The 15,786-nt window shown below is 69.4% G+C and carries 13 protein-coding genes; 9 read left to right on the plus strand and 4 right to left on the minus strand.

Annotated features, from left to right (window positions below):
* Positions 1–3 precede the first annotated feature (3 nt).
* Positions 4–1,881 carry a sensor histidine kinase gene (locus tag MKD50_RS01000; protein ID WP_252666102.1) on the plus strand — a complete coding sequence of 626 codons (1,878 nt, stop codon included), beginning with the start codon at positions 4–6 and terminating at the stop codon, positions 1,879–1,881.
* Between the two features lie 13 nt (positions 1,882–1,894).
* Here MKD50_RS01000 and MKD50_RS01005 read toward each other — a convergent pair whose 3' ends face one another.
* Positions 1,895–3,115 (minus strand): MFS transporter, encoded by a 1,221-nt coding sequence (locus MKD50_RS01005; protein ID WP_252666103.1) that lies wholly within the window; start codon positions 3,113–3,115, stop codon positions 1,895–1,897.
* A 105-nt stretch (positions 3,116–3,220) separates the two neighbouring features.
* Here MKD50_RS01005 and MKD50_RS01010 point away from each other — a divergent pair, with 105 nt between their 5' ends.
* From MKD50_RS01010 to MKD50_RS01020, 3 genes are all read left to right on the plus strand, one after another.
* Positions 3,221–4,243: a LysR family transcriptional regulator gene (locus MKD50_RS01010; protein ID WP_252666104.1), complete on the plus strand. Its 1,023-nt coding sequence runs from the start codon at positions 3,221–3,223 to the stop codon at positions 4,241–4,243.
* Between the two features lie 109 nt (positions 4,244–4,352).
* A complete protein-coding gene (locus MKD50_RS01015; RefSeq protein WP_252666105.1) occupies positions 4,353–5,615 on the plus strand; it encodes a phospholipase D-like domain-containing protein in 1,263 nt (420 codons plus the stop codon).
* Between the two features lie 188 nt (positions 5,616–5,803).
* On the plus strand, positions 5,804–7,756 hold the full coding sequence (locus MKD50_RS01020) for a methyl-accepting chemotaxis protein (protein WP_252666106.1): 1,953 nt from the start codon (positions 5,804–5,806) through the stop codon (positions 7,754–7,756).
* A gap of 16 nt (positions 7,757–7,772) precedes the next feature.
* Here the strand turns inward: MKD50_RS01020 and MKD50_RS01025 are convergent, their stop codons facing one another.
* Entirely contained in the window at positions 7,773–7,982 is a 210-nt protein-coding gene (locus MKD50_RS01025) for a DUF2905 domain-containing protein (RefSeq protein ID WP_115702168.1), read from the minus strand.
* A gap of 453 nt (positions 7,983–8,435) precedes the next feature.
* Between MKD50_RS01025 and MKD50_RS01030 the strand changes: the two genes are divergently transcribed.
* The gene (locus MKD50_RS01030) at positions 8,436–9,815 is read left to right on the plus strand and encodes an MFS transporter (RefSeq protein WP_252666107.1); all 1,380 of its coding nucleotides are present in this window, start codon (positions 8,436–8,438) and stop codon (positions 9,813–9,815) included.
* Positions 9,816–9,830: 15 nt separating this feature from the next.
* Here MKD50_RS01030 and MKD50_RS01035 read toward each other — a convergent pair whose 3' ends face one another.
* Positions 9,831–10,784 (minus strand): LysR substrate-binding domain-containing protein, encoded by a 954-nt coding sequence (locus MKD50_RS01035; protein WP_252666108.1) that lies wholly within the window; start codon positions 10,782–10,784, stop codon positions 9,831–9,833.
* Positions 10,785–10,878: 94 nt separating this feature from the next.
* Between MKD50_RS01035 and pcaH the strand changes: the two genes are divergently transcribed.
* The 4 genes from pcaH (at position 10,879) to pcaDC (ending at position 14,850) form a co-directional block, all read left to right on the plus strand.
* On the plus strand, positions 10,879–11,580 hold the full coding sequence (gene pcaH / locus MKD50_RS01040; RefSeq protein ID WP_252666109.1) for a protocatechuate 3,4-dioxygenase subunit beta: 702 nt from the start codon (positions 10,879–10,881) through the stop codon (positions 11,578–11,580).
* Positions 11,581–11,584: 4 nt separating this feature from the next.
* Positions 11,585–12,166: a protocatechuate 3,4-dioxygenase subunit alpha gene (pcaG, locus tag MKD50_RS01045; RefSeq protein ID WP_252666110.1), complete on the plus strand. Its 582-nt coding sequence runs from the start codon at positions 11,585–11,587 to the stop codon at positions 12,164–12,166.
* Between the two features lie 68 nt (positions 12,167–12,234).
* Positions 12,235–13,632, plus strand: coding sequence for a 3-carboxy-cis,cis-muconate cycloisomerase (locus MKD50_RS01050; protein WP_256503094.1), 1,398 nt, complete (start codon positions 12,235–12,237; stop codon positions 13,630–13,632).
* A 42-nt stretch (positions 13,633–13,674) separates the two neighbouring features.
* Entirely contained in the window at positions 13,675–14,850 is a 1,176-nt protein-coding gene (gene pcaDC / locus MKD50_RS01055; RefSeq protein WP_252666111.1) for a bifunctional 3-oxoadipate enol-lactonase/4-carboxymuconolactone decarboxylase PcaDC, read from the plus strand.
* Here pcaDC and MKD50_RS01060 read toward each other — a convergent pair.
* Complete coding sequence (locus MKD50_RS01060; RefSeq protein WP_240071187.1) at positions 14,838–15,746, minus strand: helix-turn-helix domain-containing protein; 909 nt, start codon at positions 15,744–15,746, stop codon at positions 14,838–14,840. The genes pcaDC and MKD50_RS01060 overlap by 13 nt on opposite strands.
* Positions 15,747–15,786: the final 40 nt, after the last annotated feature.

Below are 15,786 nucleotides of genomic sequence, written 5' to 3' on the forward strand. Positions count from 1 at the left end.
GCCATGCCGTCCTGGTCGCCCTCCCTGCGCACCGTGCTTGCCCTGCTGCTGGCGTGCGCCAGCCTGCTGCTGCCCGGCATGGCAGCGGCGCAGACCATGGCGCTGGCCGAGGCCACGCGCTCGGCGACGCTCGCCGACGGCACCGTGCTGCCGGCGCGCGCGCTGACGCTGCCTGACTACTGGGATCGGGTGATGCCGGGCAAGTCCGGCACCGTGGTCTACGAATTGCGCTTTGACCGCAACTGGCCCGCGGCGGCGCCCGGCGGGCTGTTCGTGCCATGGGCCGGCGGCAGCTACGAGGTGCGCCTCAACGGCGTGCTGATCGCCGCCGGCGGGCGCCTGGACGCGCCGGCGTCGGCCCTGGCCAAGCGTCCGTATTACGTCGCGGTGCCGCCAGAGCTGGCCAACACGCACGGCAACCTGCTGCGCATCACCGTGGCCGCGCGCGCCTATGCGCGCTCGGGCCTGCTGCCGGTGACGGTGGGCCCGGCCGCCGAGGTGCGCGCGCAGTATGAGCGGGCCTTCCTGCTGCGCGTGGTCGGCCCGCTGATCGCGGCGGTGCTGAGCGTCGTGCTGGGCGGCCTGGCGCTGCTGATCTGGTGGCGCCAGCGCGATCCGCTGTTCGGCCTGTACGGGCTGGCCGAGGTTGCCTGGAGCGTGCGCCTGCTCGACTACTTCGTCGATGACCTCGCCATCCCGGCGGAAATGCGCGGCTATATCGTCGCCGCAGCGCGCGAAGTGTTCCTGGGCGCCATCGCCAGGTTCTGCCTGCTGGTGATCCGGGTGCCGTGGCGCTGGCTGCATCGCACCCTCAATGCCTACCTGTGGCTGGCGCTGCCAGTGATCGCGCCGCTGGCTGCCATCTCCAGCCATCCGCTGGTGTTTCCGCTGAGCTGGCTGCTCAAGGTCGGCATCATCCTGACCGTGGCCGGCGCGATGGTGTGGGGCGCGTTGCGCCGGCCCAGCCGCGAGGCAACGCTGCTGGCCGTTACCGTGGGCGTGTCGGCGGTGCTGTTCCTGGGGGACTGGATCAAGGTCTGGCTGACCGGCGACTATTACTGGGTCCATTCGATGACCCGCTATGTCTCGGTGCCGTTCAGCGTGGTGATGGCGTGGATGCTGGCGGAACGCTACACCAGCGCGGTGCAGAGCCTGCAGAACGCCAACCAGGTGCTGACCGAGCGCGTCGCGCAGCGCGAGGCGCAGCTGCGCGCGGCCTTTGCGCGCACGCAGAAGATTGCCGCCGAAGAAACCGCGCTGCGCGAGCGCGGCCGCATCCTGCGCGACATGCACGACGGCCTGGGCAGCCAGCTGGTCACGACCTTGTCGATGCTGGAGTCGGGCAAGGCCAGCCGCCCGGAGGTGGCGACGCAAGTGCGGCATGCGCTGGATTCGCTCAAGCTTTCCATCGATGCGATGCAGGACACCGGCGGCGACCTGGCCGCGGTGCTGGGCAACCTGCGCTACCGGCTGGGGCCGCGCATCGCCGATGCCGGACTGGAGATCCGCTGGGAGGTCGAACGGCTGCCGGCGCTGCCGCACTTCTCCGCGCGCAAGGTGCAGGAGCTGCAATACCTGCTGCTGGAAGGCATCACCAACGTGCTGCAGCACGCGGCCGCGCGCACGCTGACCGTGACCGCCCAGGCGGACGCGCAGGCGATCCGCATCACGCTGGCCGACGACGGCCGCGGCTTCGATGCCCAGGCCACGCGCGGCGGACGCGGGCTGCGCAATATGCAGGTGCGCGCCGCGGCGATCGGCGGCCGCCTGCAGATCCGCTCGGCGCCCGGCGGCACGGCGCTGACGGTGGAGGTGCCGCTGGCGCCGGCGCAGGGCGACGAGGCGGGCACGCCCGGGGCAGGGGCCGCGCCCGCGGCATAGGGCCGGTTCCGGCTCACTGCGCCGCGCGCTGCGGCAGCAGCCGCACCGCCAGCGCAGCCAGGGCCGCGGCGGTGGCGAGCGCGGCCACGCCGGTCCAGCCGAAGCGCGCCAGCGCCAGGCTGCCGAGCGCCGCGCCGGCGGCCATGCCGGTGAACATGCAGACGAACAGCACCGCATTGAGGCGGCTGCGCGCGCCCGGGTCGATGCCATAGACGATGGTCTGGTGCGCGACCAGCGCCACCTGCACGCCCAGGTCGAAGCCGATGGCGCTGGCGCCGGTCAGCCACAGCTGCGCCTGCGTCGGCACCAGGGGGGTCAGCAGCATGGCGGCAAAGGACAGCGCCGCCAGCGCCGCGCCCGCGCGGGTCACCCGTTCCGGGCCGCCGCGGTCGGCCAGGCGCCCGGCCAGCGGCGCGCCCAGCGCGCCGGCGGCACCGGCCAGGCCGAACGCGCCGGCGGCCTCGCTGCCCAGGTGGAAGGGCGCGCCGTGCAGCATCACCGCCAGCGTCGACCAGAACGCGCTGAAACCCACCGCAAGCAGCCCCTGCGCCAGCGCCGCGCGGCGCAGCGCGCCATGCTCGCGCCACAGCGCCGCCAGCGAGGCCAGCAGCGCGCGATACGGCAGCGTCGTGGCCGGGGCAAAGCGCGGCAACTGGTGTCGCGCCACCAGCGCGACCGCCGCGATGCTGGCCGCGGCCAGCAGGAACATCGCGCGCCAGCCGAAGTGCGCGGCGACGAAGCCGCTGACCACCCGCGACAGCAGGATGCCCAGCAGCAGTCCGGTCATCACGGTGCCGACCACCTTGCCGCGCTGCGCGGCCGGCGCCAGCGCGGCGGCCGCCGGCACGATGTCCTGCGCCAGCGTGGCGGACAGGCCCACCACCAGGCTCGACACCAGCAGCATGCCGATGCCCGGCGCCAGGCCCGCCAGCAGCAGCGCGCCGACCAGTGCCACCGCCTTGGCCACGATGATATGGCGGCGGTCATAGCGGTCGCCCAGCGGCGCCAGCAGCAGGATGCCCAGCGCATAGCCGAGCTGCGTCAGGGTAGGGATGGCACCGGCGGTGGCATCCGTGGCGTGCAGATCGGGGGCCATCACGCCGAGCATGGGTTGGCTGTAATACAGCGAGGCCACCGCCAGGCCGGCGCCGGTGGCAAGCAGCAGGACCAGTCGCGCTGGCACGGCAGGGCTGGCCAGCGTGGCGGCGGGCGAGGTTGCGGGAACAGGGGACATAGCGGGTTTGCGCGGTTCGCAAGGGGGTTGGGATGGCCGAAGTGTTGTCCACGCGCGCCGATTCTGGTAGACGTGCGGGGTGAACAATGGCTATACGAGACGCGTATGAAAGGCCAGCCAGCCGCCAACCCGAGCGCCGCCCCTGCCGCCGCCACCCGCGGTGCGCCCGGCGCTGACCGCATCGACCTGATGCAGACCTTCGTGCGCATCGTCGAGGCCGGCAGCCTGTCGCTGGCCGCCGCGCAGCTGCAGACCACCCAGCCCACCATCAGCCGACGCCTGCAGACACTGGAGCGGCTGCTGGGCGTGCGCCTGCTGCAGCGGTCCACGCATGCGATGAAGCTGACCGAAGACGGCGCGCGCTGCTACGAGCGCGCGCGCGAACTGGTGGCCGACTGGGCCAGGTTCGAGGCCGACGTGCGCGGCGTCGGCCACGCCCCCAGCGGCACGCTGCGCGTGGTGGTGCCGCACGCGTTCGGGCAGGAGGTGCTGGTGGGCCCGTTGGCGGACTACCTGCGGCAATATCCGCAGGTCGCGGTTGAATGGCTGCTGCACGACCGGACCCCGGACTTCATCGCCGAAGCGATCGATTGCGCGATCCACGTGGGCGAGGTGCATGAACCCGGCCTGGTGGCCGTGCGCCTGGCGGAAGTGCCGCGCGCGGTCATCGCCGCGCCATCGCTGTTCGACGGCAAGCCGCTGCCGCGCCGGCCGCAGGACCTGGAAGGCCTGCCCTGGCTGGCGCTGCGCACGTTCTACCGCAACGAGATCGTGCTGCAGAACCTGCAGACCGAGGCGCGCCAGGGCCTGTCGTTCGCGCCGCGCATGAGCACCGACAGCCTGTACGCGCTGCATGCGGCAGCCCGGCTGGGACTGGGCGTGGCCGTGGGCTCGTCGTGGATCTTTGCCGACGACATCGCCAGCGGCCGGCTGTTGCACCTGCTGCCGCAATGGCAGGCCGATCCGCTGCCGATCTACCTGGTCTATCCGCATGCGCGCTTCTATCCGGCCAAGCTGCGCCTGTTCGCCGACGCCATGCGGCAGGCCATCCCGACCGCCGGCATGGTCGAACGGCCGCGCGTGCCGCGCGGGCGCGGCGCGGGCCGGATGCCACAAGCGCGCCGATAACGCCTATCCTGTATCGGCCACTACATCCGCCGCGGGCAACCCCGCGCTCCGACATCATGGTGCCTGCGTGATCCGCCGCGTCTTTCCCAGGTTTCGGACAAGGGGCCGCATGTTCGCGTTTGCCGCCGCCGTCGTGTTGCTTGCCCTGGCAGGCATCGTCGCCTACAACCTGGTCGGCGGCGAGAAGCGCATCGAGCGCCGCCTCGACCGCCTCTACAGCCTGGAAGACCCGCAGTTCGCGCGCGAGCTGGGCGTGTTGCTGGGCCCGCCGGTGGTCGATGGCAACCGCTACCGCGTGCTCAGGAACGGCGACGAGATTTTCCCGGCGATGCTGGGCGCGATCCGCGCCGCGCAGAAGACCATCAACTTCGAGTCGTATATCTACTGGTCGGGCGATATCGGCCACGAGTTCGCGCAGGCACTGGCCGAACGCGCCAGGGCCGGGGTCAGCGTCAAGGTGTTGCTGGACGCGGTCGGCAGCTCCAAGATCGACGAGGGCGCGCTCGCACTGATGACGAGTGCCGGCGTGGATGTGCGCCGCTACCACCCGGTGCGCTGGTACACCGTAGGCAAGCTCAACAACCGCACCCACCGCAAGGTGCTGGTGGTCGACGGCCGCATCGGCTTTACCGGCGGCGTCGGCATCGCGCCGGAGTGGACCGGCCATGCGCAGGACCCCGACCACTGGCGCGATACGCATTTCGAGGTGGAAGGCCCGGTGGTCGGCCAGATGCAGTCGGTGTTCCTGGACAACTGGATCAAGGTCAGCGGCGCGGTGCCGCACGGCCCCGACTACTTTCCCGAGCTGGCGCCGGTCGGCAATGGGCGGGCGCAGATGTTCAGCAGCTCGCCGACGGGCGGCAGCGAGAGCATGGCGCTGATGTACCACCTGGCGATCACCGCCGCGGCGCGCACCATCGATTTGTCGGCGGCGTATTTCGTGCCCGACGCGCTCACCGAGAAGGCCCTGCTGGCGGCGCTGGCAAGAGGCGTCAGGGTGCGGGTGATCGTGCCGGGCGAGCATATCGATTCGGAAACCGTGCGCTCGGCGTCGCGCGCGCGCTGGGGCGAACTGCTGAAGGCCGGCGCGCTGATCGCCGAGTACGCGCCGACCATGTACCACTGCAAGGTGCTGATCGTCGACGACCTGCTGGTCTCGGTGGGGTCCACCAACTTCGACAACCGTTCGTTCCGCCTCAATGACGAAGCCACGCTCAATATCCTCGACGCGGGGTTTGCCGCGCAGCAGACGCGGATCTTCGAGGAAGACCTGAAGCTGTCGCGGGCGATGACCTATGAGGCGTGGCGCAACCGTCCGTGGCGGGAACGGCTGCGCGACCGCCTGGCCTCGCTGATTGGCGCACAGCTGTAACCCGACCGGCGATACCCGAAAAACCGCCCGCCAACAGGGCGGCATGCCCCTGTTCGGCGCGCGTTCTGCCCAACTTCAGCGCTTTGGTCGCACCGCATTTGCGCATGGTCAAAAACCCGGACATTTGCGCTTCAGCACCGCTAAACGGGGCCGATAGCAGGGGAAACCCAGCCCCTCCGAGACCATCGATGCCCCCCTTCTTCTTTCCCGCCGAGCGCCTGATGGCGCGCCTGAATATCCGCCGCAAGCTGGCATTGATTGCCGTGCTGTTCCTGGTACCCCTGGTCGGCGCGCTGTCCGTGGCGCTGCGCGATGCGGCGCAAGCGCGCAGCACCACCAGCCAGGAAATCCGCGGCCTGGCGGTGGTCGGGCACGCGCTCGACTTCATGCGCGAGGTCCAGGTCCGCCGTGGCGCCGCGCATGCGGTGCTGTCGGGCAATGCCGCCTTCCGCGCTACCTTCGACAAGGCCGATCAGCAGGCAGTTGCCAGCCTCGCCGCGCTGGCGCGCAGCATTGCGCAGAATCCCGACTTTGCACTCGCCCCTGGCATGGGCCAGCTGGAGCAGGACTGGCAGCAATTGCGCGGGCCTGGGCTGGACACCGCGGCCGGGCCGCTGTTCGAGCGCCACAGCGCGCTGGTGCGGCAGACGCAGGCGTATATCGCCGACGTCGCCGAGCGCTCGCAACTGGCGCTGGACAGCGACACGGGCTCGTACTACCTGGTCAGCCTGTTGACGGGACCGATGCCGCGCCTGGCCGAACAGAGCGCGCTGGCGCGCGGGCGCGGCGCCGGCATCATCGCGCAGGGCGGATACGCCAACGCCGCGCAGCAGGCGGGACTCGGTGCCCTGGCCGAACAGATCCGCGCAGGGCTGGACACGATACGGCGCGATATCGCGCGCGTCGGCAAGGCCGCGCCCGGCTACCGCGCGCGCATCGATGCCGCGCTGGCACGGCTGGATGCGATGGACCGCTTCCATCGCACGCTGCAGCTGCGCATGCTGGGCGCGGCCGGCATCGATATCGAGGCCCGGGCCTACTTTGACGAAGCCACCGCCGCTATCGAAGGCGTGGCGGAAGCCAGCCGCGAATTCGCCGCAATCGCCGCCGAGATGCTGGCACAGCGTGCCGCGGCGCAGGCCCGCCAGATCGCGTGGCTGGCCGGCATTGCGCTGGTGACGGTGGGCGCCGCGTTCTACCTGTTCATCGGCTTCAGCCGCGCCATGCGCGCCGATGTGCGCGAGGTCGCCGCGATGGTCGCGCGCATCAATGCCGGCGATCTGACCGTGGGGCTTGCGGTGCGCGGGCGCGACGAGCTCAGCGAAATCAAGCGGCACTTGCTGGCGCTGGCCGCGGGCTGGCGCACGCTGATCGGCGACACCAAGGCCGGCGCGCACAACGTGCTGGCCGCGGCCGCCGATATCGCGCAGGGCAATATCGATCTGTCGCAGCGCACCGAGCAGCAGGCGTCGTCGCTGGAGCAGACCGCTGCCAGCATGGAGCAGCTGACCGCCACCGTGCAGCAGAACGCCGGCAACGCCGGGCAGGCCAGCGCGCTGGCGCGCGAAGCCTCTGCCGCGGCGCGCGCCGGCGGCGACGCGGTCGGCCGCATGCAGCAGACCATGCAGGCCATCGACGCCGACTCGAGGCGCATCGCCGACATCATCGCGGTAATCGACGGCATTGCCTTCCAGACCAATATCCTGGCGCTGAACGCGGCGGTGGAGGCGGCGCGCGCGGGCGAGGCCGGTCGCGGCTTTGCCGTGGTGGCCAGCGAAGTGCGCGGGCTGGCGCAGCGCGCCGGCGCCTCGGCCAAGGAGATCCGCATGCTGATCTCGCAATCCGGCGAGCGCGTGGCCGCGGGCAATACGCTGGCGCTGGACGTTGCCGCGACCATGGCCGGCACCGTCGCGGCCATCGGCCGGGTCACGGCGATGATGGACGAGATCAGCGAGGCCTCGCGCGAACAGAGCAGCGGCATCGGCCAGGTCAACCAGGCGGTGGCGCAGATGGACCAGGTCACGCAGCAGAACGCCGCGCTGGTGGAACAGGCCGCGGCCGCGGCGCAGTCATTGCGGGAGCAGGCACTGCAGATGCAACGGGCGGTGGCGGTGTTCCGCACCGAGGCGCAGGCGGACTGATGCCGTTGCCGCGGGCTTAGCGCCGCAGCAGCCAGATCACCACCGAAACCACCACCGACACCAGGATGCAGGTCGTGATCGGCAGGTAGAAACTGAAGCCGTCGCGAACGATATGGATATCGCCGGGCAGGCGGCCAAGGCGCTCGAACGGCAGTTTGGCGAGCCAGGGCCAGGCAGCGCCGGCGGCAAGCAGCGTGGCGCCCAGGATGAGGAGCAGGCGTTGCATCGGGATGGAAGAGCGTGAGGACAACTTGAGCATTTGACCTCTGGGTTGACGCGTTGATTCCAACCTGTTGCCCGCGCCAACTGGCCAGAATTGCCGGCTTTTCGCAGATGCCTGGAATGTAAATTGAAGGCTGGCGCTTTTGATATGAAATTTCCTTATTCGACTCTATGAGTCGGGTGGAAAATTGCACGGCTATATAAGTCCGTGGAAGAAAATATCTTCGAATCCGTCTGGCAGCAGATCAATAGCCCGATAAGAGCGAAGCGCTGGTGAATCGCGGCGCCGCAGTCCAGGCGTCTGTTGCCGGGTTAACGCCAATTCTTGGCCCCGATGCCCCTTGCCTAAGATGCGTTCAATTAGAGAACGTTAGTTCGCTATTAGAACAATGGCGTAGCGCCAGTCGCGCCTGCTTGCAGGCGGACCGCGCGATTTCCACGGCAGACGGAGACAACAGTGCCTCAATCCCTTCACCCCAAGGCTGGCGTCGCGGACGTCCAGGCCCTGATCGACGGACAGCGATTCACTGGCTACCAGTGGCTCATTCTTGTGCTGTGCTTCCTGGTGGTTGCTGTCGACGGTTTCGATACCGCCGCCATCGGGTATATCGCGCCGGCGCTGGTGCAGGACTGGGGGATCGAAAAATCGGCCCTCGGACCCGTCATGAGCGCGGCGCTGTTCGGCCTTGCTTTCGGCGCGATCTTTGCCGGTCCGCTGGCCGACCGCATTGGCCGCAAGAAGGTGCTGGTGCTGTCGGTCTTCTTCTTTGGCGCCTGCAGCCTGGCCACGGCCTACGCGCCCACGCTGGGCTGGCTGACGGTGCTGCGCTTCCTGACCGGCCTGGGCCTGGGTGCCGCCATGCCCAATGCCGTGACGCTCACCGCCGAGTTCGCGCCGCAACGCCGCCGGGCGGTGCTGGTCAACACCATGTTCTGCGGTTTTCCGCTCGGCTCCGCCGCCGGCGGCTTTGTCGCCGCCGCGATGATCCCGCACTTCGGCTGGCACAGCGTGCTGCTGCTGGGCGGCATCGTGCCGCTTGCACTCGCGCTGCTGCTGGTGGTGCTGCTGCCTGAGTCGGTGCGCTACATGGTGGTGCGCAACTATCCCGCCGACCAGATCCGACAGCTGCTGCGGCGCGTGACCGGCGCGGAGGTGGGGGCAGCGAACGCCTTCATCATCGGCGAGCAGGCGCCCGCGACCCGCTCCGCCATCGGCACCGTGCTGGCGCCGGGCTATCGCCTGGGTTCGGCGATGCTGTGGTGCACTTACTTCATGGGCCTGGTCATCTTCTACCTGCTGACGAGCTGGATGCCCACGCTGATGAAGGACGCCGGCTTCTCGATACGGCACGCGTCATTCCTGACGGCGCTGTTCCCGCTCGGCGGCGGCATCGGCACCATCGCGGCGGGCTGGTTCATGGACCGCTTCAATCCGAACAAGGTGATCGCCATCACCTACGCGGCCACCGGCGTGCTGATCTACGCCGTGGGGCACGGGATCGGCAACCAGGTGCTGCTGGGCGCGCTGATCTTCCTCGCGGGCACCGCGATGAACGGCGCGCAGTCGTCGATGCCGTCGCTGGCGGCGGCGTTCTACCCGACGCAGGGCCGTGCCACCGGGGTGGCGTGGATGCTTGGTATCGGCCGCTTCGGCGGCATCACCGGGGCCTTGCTCGGTGCCGAACTGCTGCGCCTGCATCTCGGCTTCGACACCATCTTTACGCTGCTCGCCGTGCCGGCATTCCTGGCCGCCGGTGCGCTGGTGGTCAAGCATGTCAGCGGCAGCCGTGCGCCAGGTGCCGATGCAGCCGGCAGCGCAGGCGTGGCCGCTCACTGAGATCTTACGGACCTCTCACTCGGCGGCGAGCGGCCGGGCCGCGGCGCGGATGCAGTCGGCCAGCGCTTCGGCCATCGGGCTGAGCGTGCGGTCGCCGTGCCGCAGCAGGCCGATCGGTTCCTCGGTGCCCTGCGTATCGAGCGGCAGCAGGACCAGCTCATCCTCGGCCACCGCGCGCTGCGCGGCGGACAGCGGCGCCGCCCATACGCAGTCGCTGTGGCGGGCCAGCAGCCGTCCAAGGTAGGCATCCGAGGTTTCCACGCATCCGCCCGGCAGCGGCAGGCCATGGCGGGCCAGCAGGCTTTCGGTGTTGTGGCGAGGGATCGAGCCCGCGGCGGGGATTACCAGCGGCCATGCCAGCACGTCGAGCAAGGTCGGCCGCGAGACGGCGGCAAGAGGATGCGCGGGGCGTACCGCCAGGGCCAGCGAGTCGGGCCCGAGCGATTCGAACCACAGGCTTTCCATGGCAACCGGGTCATCCATGCGGCCAATGACCAGGTCCAGCACATCGGCCTTGAGCTGGTCGATCAGGCCGCGGTTCATGCCGGTTTGGACGGCAAGGCCGACCTCGGGATGCGCGGCACGGAAGCGCAGCAAGGCATCGGTCAGCACCGCCGGCACGACGCTGGGCAACGCCCCCAGCCGGATGCGCTCCCGGGGTTGCGCCTGCTCGCCGGCCATGCTGTCGGCCGCCGCATCGATATCCGCAAGGATGCGCAGCGCGTGGCGCAGGAAGCGCGTGCCGGCGGTGGTCAGTTCCGTGCCCGCACGCTGGCGCACCAGCAGGCGGGTGCCGGTCAGCTCCTCCAGTTCGCTCAGGGTCTTGGACACGGCTGGCTGCGTCAGCCCGAGGCGGTCGGCGGCGCGGCCCAAGTGCTGGGTCTGCGACACCGCCACGAAACAATAGAGATGCCGCAGCCGCACGCGGTTGCGGAAGATTTCGAGCGGGGGCCGGGCGGTGGTTTTCATGCGGGAAAGTTATCGTAATTCTCAGAAAACTCAATTTACATGACTTTATGTGTTGCCTAAAGTCCTGCCATGCCAATGACAAGGAGACCACGCAATGACCCGTTTTGCTCAATATCGCCGTCCCTACTGGGACACGCAGCCCGAATACCGCTTCGATGCCTATGCTTCCACGCAGAAGCGCTCGCCCGGCCAGCCGCTGATCGCGCTGCCGCAGTCGCTGTCCGAAGTGACCGGTCCAGCCTTCGGTGCCGAGTTCGTCCGCGAAGGCGATAACGACCTCACCATCGGCAATGGCGGCGAGCCCATCGGCGAGCGCATTCTCGTGACCGGCCGCGTGCTCGACGAGAATGGCCGGCCAGTTCCGAACGCGCTGATCGAGGTGTGGCAGGCCAACGCAGCCGGCCGCTACGTGCACAAGCGCGACCAGCATGACGCGCCGCTGGACCCGCATTTCTCCGGCGAGGGCCGCACCGTCACCGACGCCAACGGGCACTACCGGTTCAAGACCATCAGGCCCGGCGCCTATCCCTGGCGCAACCACCACAACGCCTGGCGGCCGCAGCATATCCACTTCTCGCTGTTCGGCAATGCCTACGCCACGCGGCTGGTGACGCAGATGTACTTCCCCGGCGATCCGCTGTTGCCGTTCGACCCGATCTTCAACTGCGTGCCGGACGAGAAGGCGCGCGACCGGCTCATCGCCAGTCTCGACTGGGAGACTACCCAGCCCGAATACGCGCTCGGCTACCGTTTCGATATCGTGCTGCGTGGCCGCGATGCCACGCCGATGGAGTAAGACCATGCTTTACGCCACCGCATCCCAGACCGTCGGTCCTTACCTCCATATCGGCCTGAGCGGGCTGAACTGCGCCGACCTGACCGCCAGCGCGCCGGCACTGGCCGGCCAGCGCATCGTGATCGAAGGCCGCGTCACCGACGGCAACGGCGAGCCCGTGCCGGACGGCATGGTCGAGATCTGGCAGGCCAATCCCGCGGGCCGCTACCGCCATGCCGAAGACACGCGCGAAATGCCGCTGGTGCCAGGCTTTACCGGCTTCGGCCGCGTGCCGACCGAGGCCGACGGCTCGTTCCGCTTCGTCACCGTCAAGCCGGGCGCCGTGCCCGGGGCCGACGGCCGGCCGCAGGCGCCGCACATCATGGTGTCGGTGTTCATGCGCGGGCTGGTCAAGCACGTTGCCACGCGCATGTACTTCCCGGACGAGGCCGCGGCCAATGCAGCCGATCCGGTGCTGGCGCTGGTGCCGGCCGGGCGGCGCGGCACGCTCGTTGGCAAGCATTCCGGCAACGATGCCGGCAACGGCACGCTGCGCTGGGATATCGTGCTGCAAGGTCCCGGCGAGACGGTGTTCTTCGATATCTGACCCGCGCCGCTGGCGACAGACGCATAATCACTGGGTCGTCATCGCCACGACCCCTACCGATCGCCCCCATGCCAACCGTCATGCGTCTCACCGACCCCATGTTCGGCAGCCCCGCAGTGCTGGACATCTTTTCCGACGCCGGCACCGTGCAACGCATGCTTGCGGTCGAGGCCGCGCTGGCGCGCGCCGAAGCGCAATGCGGCGTGATCCCGGCCGCTGCCGCGACAGTCATCACCGAGGTCTGCCGCGACCTCGGCGCCATCGACCGCGACGCGCTGGCGCAGGCTGCGGTCGCTGCCGGCAATCTTGCCATTCCCTTCGTCAGGCAACTGACCGCCGCGGTGGCGGCGCACGATGCCGATGCGGCGCGCTTCGTGCACTGGGGCGCCACCAGCCAGGACATCATCGACACCGCGCTGGTCCTCCAGTTGGGCGATGCGCTGCGCGCGCTCGATGCCGACCTGATACGCCTGGGCGAAGCCTGCGCCGTGCTGGCCAGCGCGCATCGCGCCACGCCGATGGTGGCGCGCACGTGGCTGCAGCATGCTCTGCCGACCACCTTCGGCTGCAAGGCCGCCGGCTGGCTCGACGCGCTGCGCCGCGACCTGGCCCGCCTTGATGCGGCACATGCGCAGGCCCGCGCACTGCAGTTCGGCGGGGCCGCGGGCACGCTCGCGAGTCTCGGCGACGCCGCGCCCGGCGTGACCGCCGCACTGGCCCGCGAACTCGGCCTGGTCGCACCCGTGCTGCCGTGGCATGCGCATCGCGACCGCATGGTTGGAGTCGCCACCACGCTCGGCATGCTGACCGGCACGCTGGGCAAGATGGCACGCGACATCTCGCTGCTGATGCAGACCGAGGTGGCGGAGGTGGCCGAGCCCACCGGGCCCGGCCGCGGCGGTTCCAGCACCATGCCGCACAAGCGCAATCCGGTCGGCTGCGCGGCGGTGCTGGCGGCATCGGTGCGCGTGCCGCCGCTGGTGGCCACCATGCTGTCAGGCATGGTGCAGGAACACGAGCGTGCGCTTGGCGGCTGGCAGGCGGAATGGGATACGCTGCCACAGATCGTCACGCTGGCCGCGGGCGCGCTGCGCCAGATGGGCGAGGTGGTGGCGGGGCTGCAGGTCGATGCGGCGCGCATGCGGGCCAACCTCGATCTCACGCATGGGTTGATTCTCGGCGAGGCCGCGATGCTCGCGCTGGGTGCCCGCATCGGCCGCTTGGTGGCGCACAAGCTGGTGGAGAATGCCTCGCGGCGCGCGATCGAGCAAGGCACGGGTTTGCGCGACGCGTTGGCAGCGATGCTGCGGGAGGATCCCGCGCATGCCGGGCTGCTGGATGAGGCTGCGCTGGAGCGGCTGGCCGATCCGGCCAATTACGCGGGGCAGTCGGCGCGGTTCGCGGATGCGGCGGTGGCGGCGTGGCGGGAAGCGGTGGCGAGGGCCCCCGCTTCAGCTAGCCAGTGACCGCCCACTGAACTCAACACACCAATATCCAGGGAGACCTCCTTGCCTTACCTACACCACGCCGGTGCCCGGCTCTTCTACACCGTCGACGGCCCCGAAGCCGCGCCGGCCATCATCTTCTCCAACTCGCTCGGCACCGACCACACCATGTGGGAGCCGCAGGCCGCCGCGCTGGCCGGACGCTTTCGCGTGGTGCGCTACGACACGCGCGGACACGGCCGCTCGTCCGCGCCGGGCGATGCCTTCACGGTTGAGCAACTCGGCCAGGACGTGATCGCCATCCTCGACGCATTGGGCATCGGCCAGGCCGTGTTCTGTGGCCTGTCGATGGGCGGCCTGACCGGGATGTGGCTCGGCATCCATGCGCCCGAGCGCTTCTGCCGCATCGTGCTGGCCAATACCGCGGCAAAGATCGGCAACGCGGAGGCATGGAACACGCGCATCGACACCGTGCTGCGCGATGGCATGGACGTGATGGTCGCGCCCTCCATCGAACGTTGGTTCACAGCGGGGTTTGCCGCCACCTCTGACCGCGCGCTGGACGGCCTGCGCAGCGTGCTGGCGGGACTCGATCCGCGTGGTTATGCGGCCAACTGCGCAGCGGTGCGCGACGCAGACTTCCGCGAGGCGGTGTCGTCGATCACGGTGCCGGTGCTGGTTGTCGCCGGCAGCCAGGACCCGTCGACCAGCGCGCAGGAGGGCCGCACGCTGGCCGATGCAATTCCGGGTGCGCGTTTTATCGAATTGCCTGCCGCGCATATCTCGAGCTTCGAGCAGCCCGGCTGTTTTACTGCCGCACTGATCGATTTCGTGCAAGGGCGCCGGCCCGCCACCGACGACCACGCGCGCTACGACGCCGGCCTCTCGGTGCGGCGCGAGGTGCTAGGCAGCGCGCATGTCGATCGTTCGCTGGCGCGGCAGACGCCGCTCAACCAGGAGTTCCAGAACCTGATCACGCGCTATGCCTGGGGCGAGATCTGGACGCGCGAGGGCCTGCCGCGCCATACGCGCAGCCTGCTGACCATCGCCATGATGGTGGCGCTGAACCGTTCGGAAGAACTGAAGCTGCATCTGCGCGCAGCCGCCAACAACGGCGTGACGCGCGACGAGATCAAGGAGGTGCTGTTGCAGGCGGCGATCTATTGCGGTGTGCCGGCGGCGAACTCGGCCTTCCACATGGCAGAGGAAATTTTCGCCGGCATGGATCAGCCAGCCTGACGGATCGAACAGCGCACCGCGAACGCGGGCAGCCGCGCCCGCCCCGAGTGCCGGAACTCCGTGGGCGTCTGGCCCACCTGCCGCGCGAAGAAGCGCGAGAAGTACGCCGCATCGGAGAACCCGAGCGACAGCGCGATATGCTTGATTTCCAGGTCGCTGAAGAGCAGGTCGCGCTGCGCTTCGGCGAGCACGCGCGCGTGGATCATCTGCAGGGCAGATTGCCCCGAGGCGTGGCGGCACACGCGGTTGAGTTGCGTGGACGTGATCCCGATAGCGCCGGCGTAGTAGCCGATCTCCTTCTGTTCGCGGTAGCCGGATTCCAGCAGTTGCTGGAAGTGCTGGAAATGCCGCGCCGGGCGGCTGCTGCTGCGCGCGGCGGCCGGCTGATCGGCATTGGCCAGCCGCGCAATACCGATCAGCACCAGGGTCAGCAGCGCCGACAGCGATGCCCCGCGCCAGGCAGACACGGCTTCCATCTCCCCCCGAAACAGCGCCAGCGAACTCGCCAGCACGTGGCCGCGCCGCACGCGGTCATGGCGCGGTTGGTCGAACAGCGGCAGCGCGTCCGGCACACCCGCCAGCAGCGTGCGCAGGTGGCTGTCGGTCATGGTCACGACCATGCCGTCAGTGTCCGGCGTAAACACGAAGCCGTGGATATGCCGCGGCGGCATCGTCACCAGCGAGCCGCTGCGCAGCGGCTCGCGGCGCTCTTCGAGCAGGGCTTCGCCGCCACCCGCATGGATGTACAGAATTTGCAGGAAGCGCTCATGCCGGTGAGGCTTGATCTCCCACCCGTGCAGGCGGCTGCGCGCGGCGATGGATTCGAAATGCAGCTGGTCGGACAGCGGCTCGGTTGAATTCACGCCGTACAGGGAGTAGGTCGGGACAGGTCTCACGGGGGGCGTCAGTGTTTACCAGCAATGTTCCGATTGTCCT

This window comes from Cupriavidus mimosae (genome assembly GCF_023952485.1).
Taxonomy (GTDB): domain Bacteria; phylum Pseudomonadota; class Gammaproteobacteria; order Burkholderiales; family Burkholderiaceae; genus Cupriavidus; species Cupriavidus taiwanensis_C.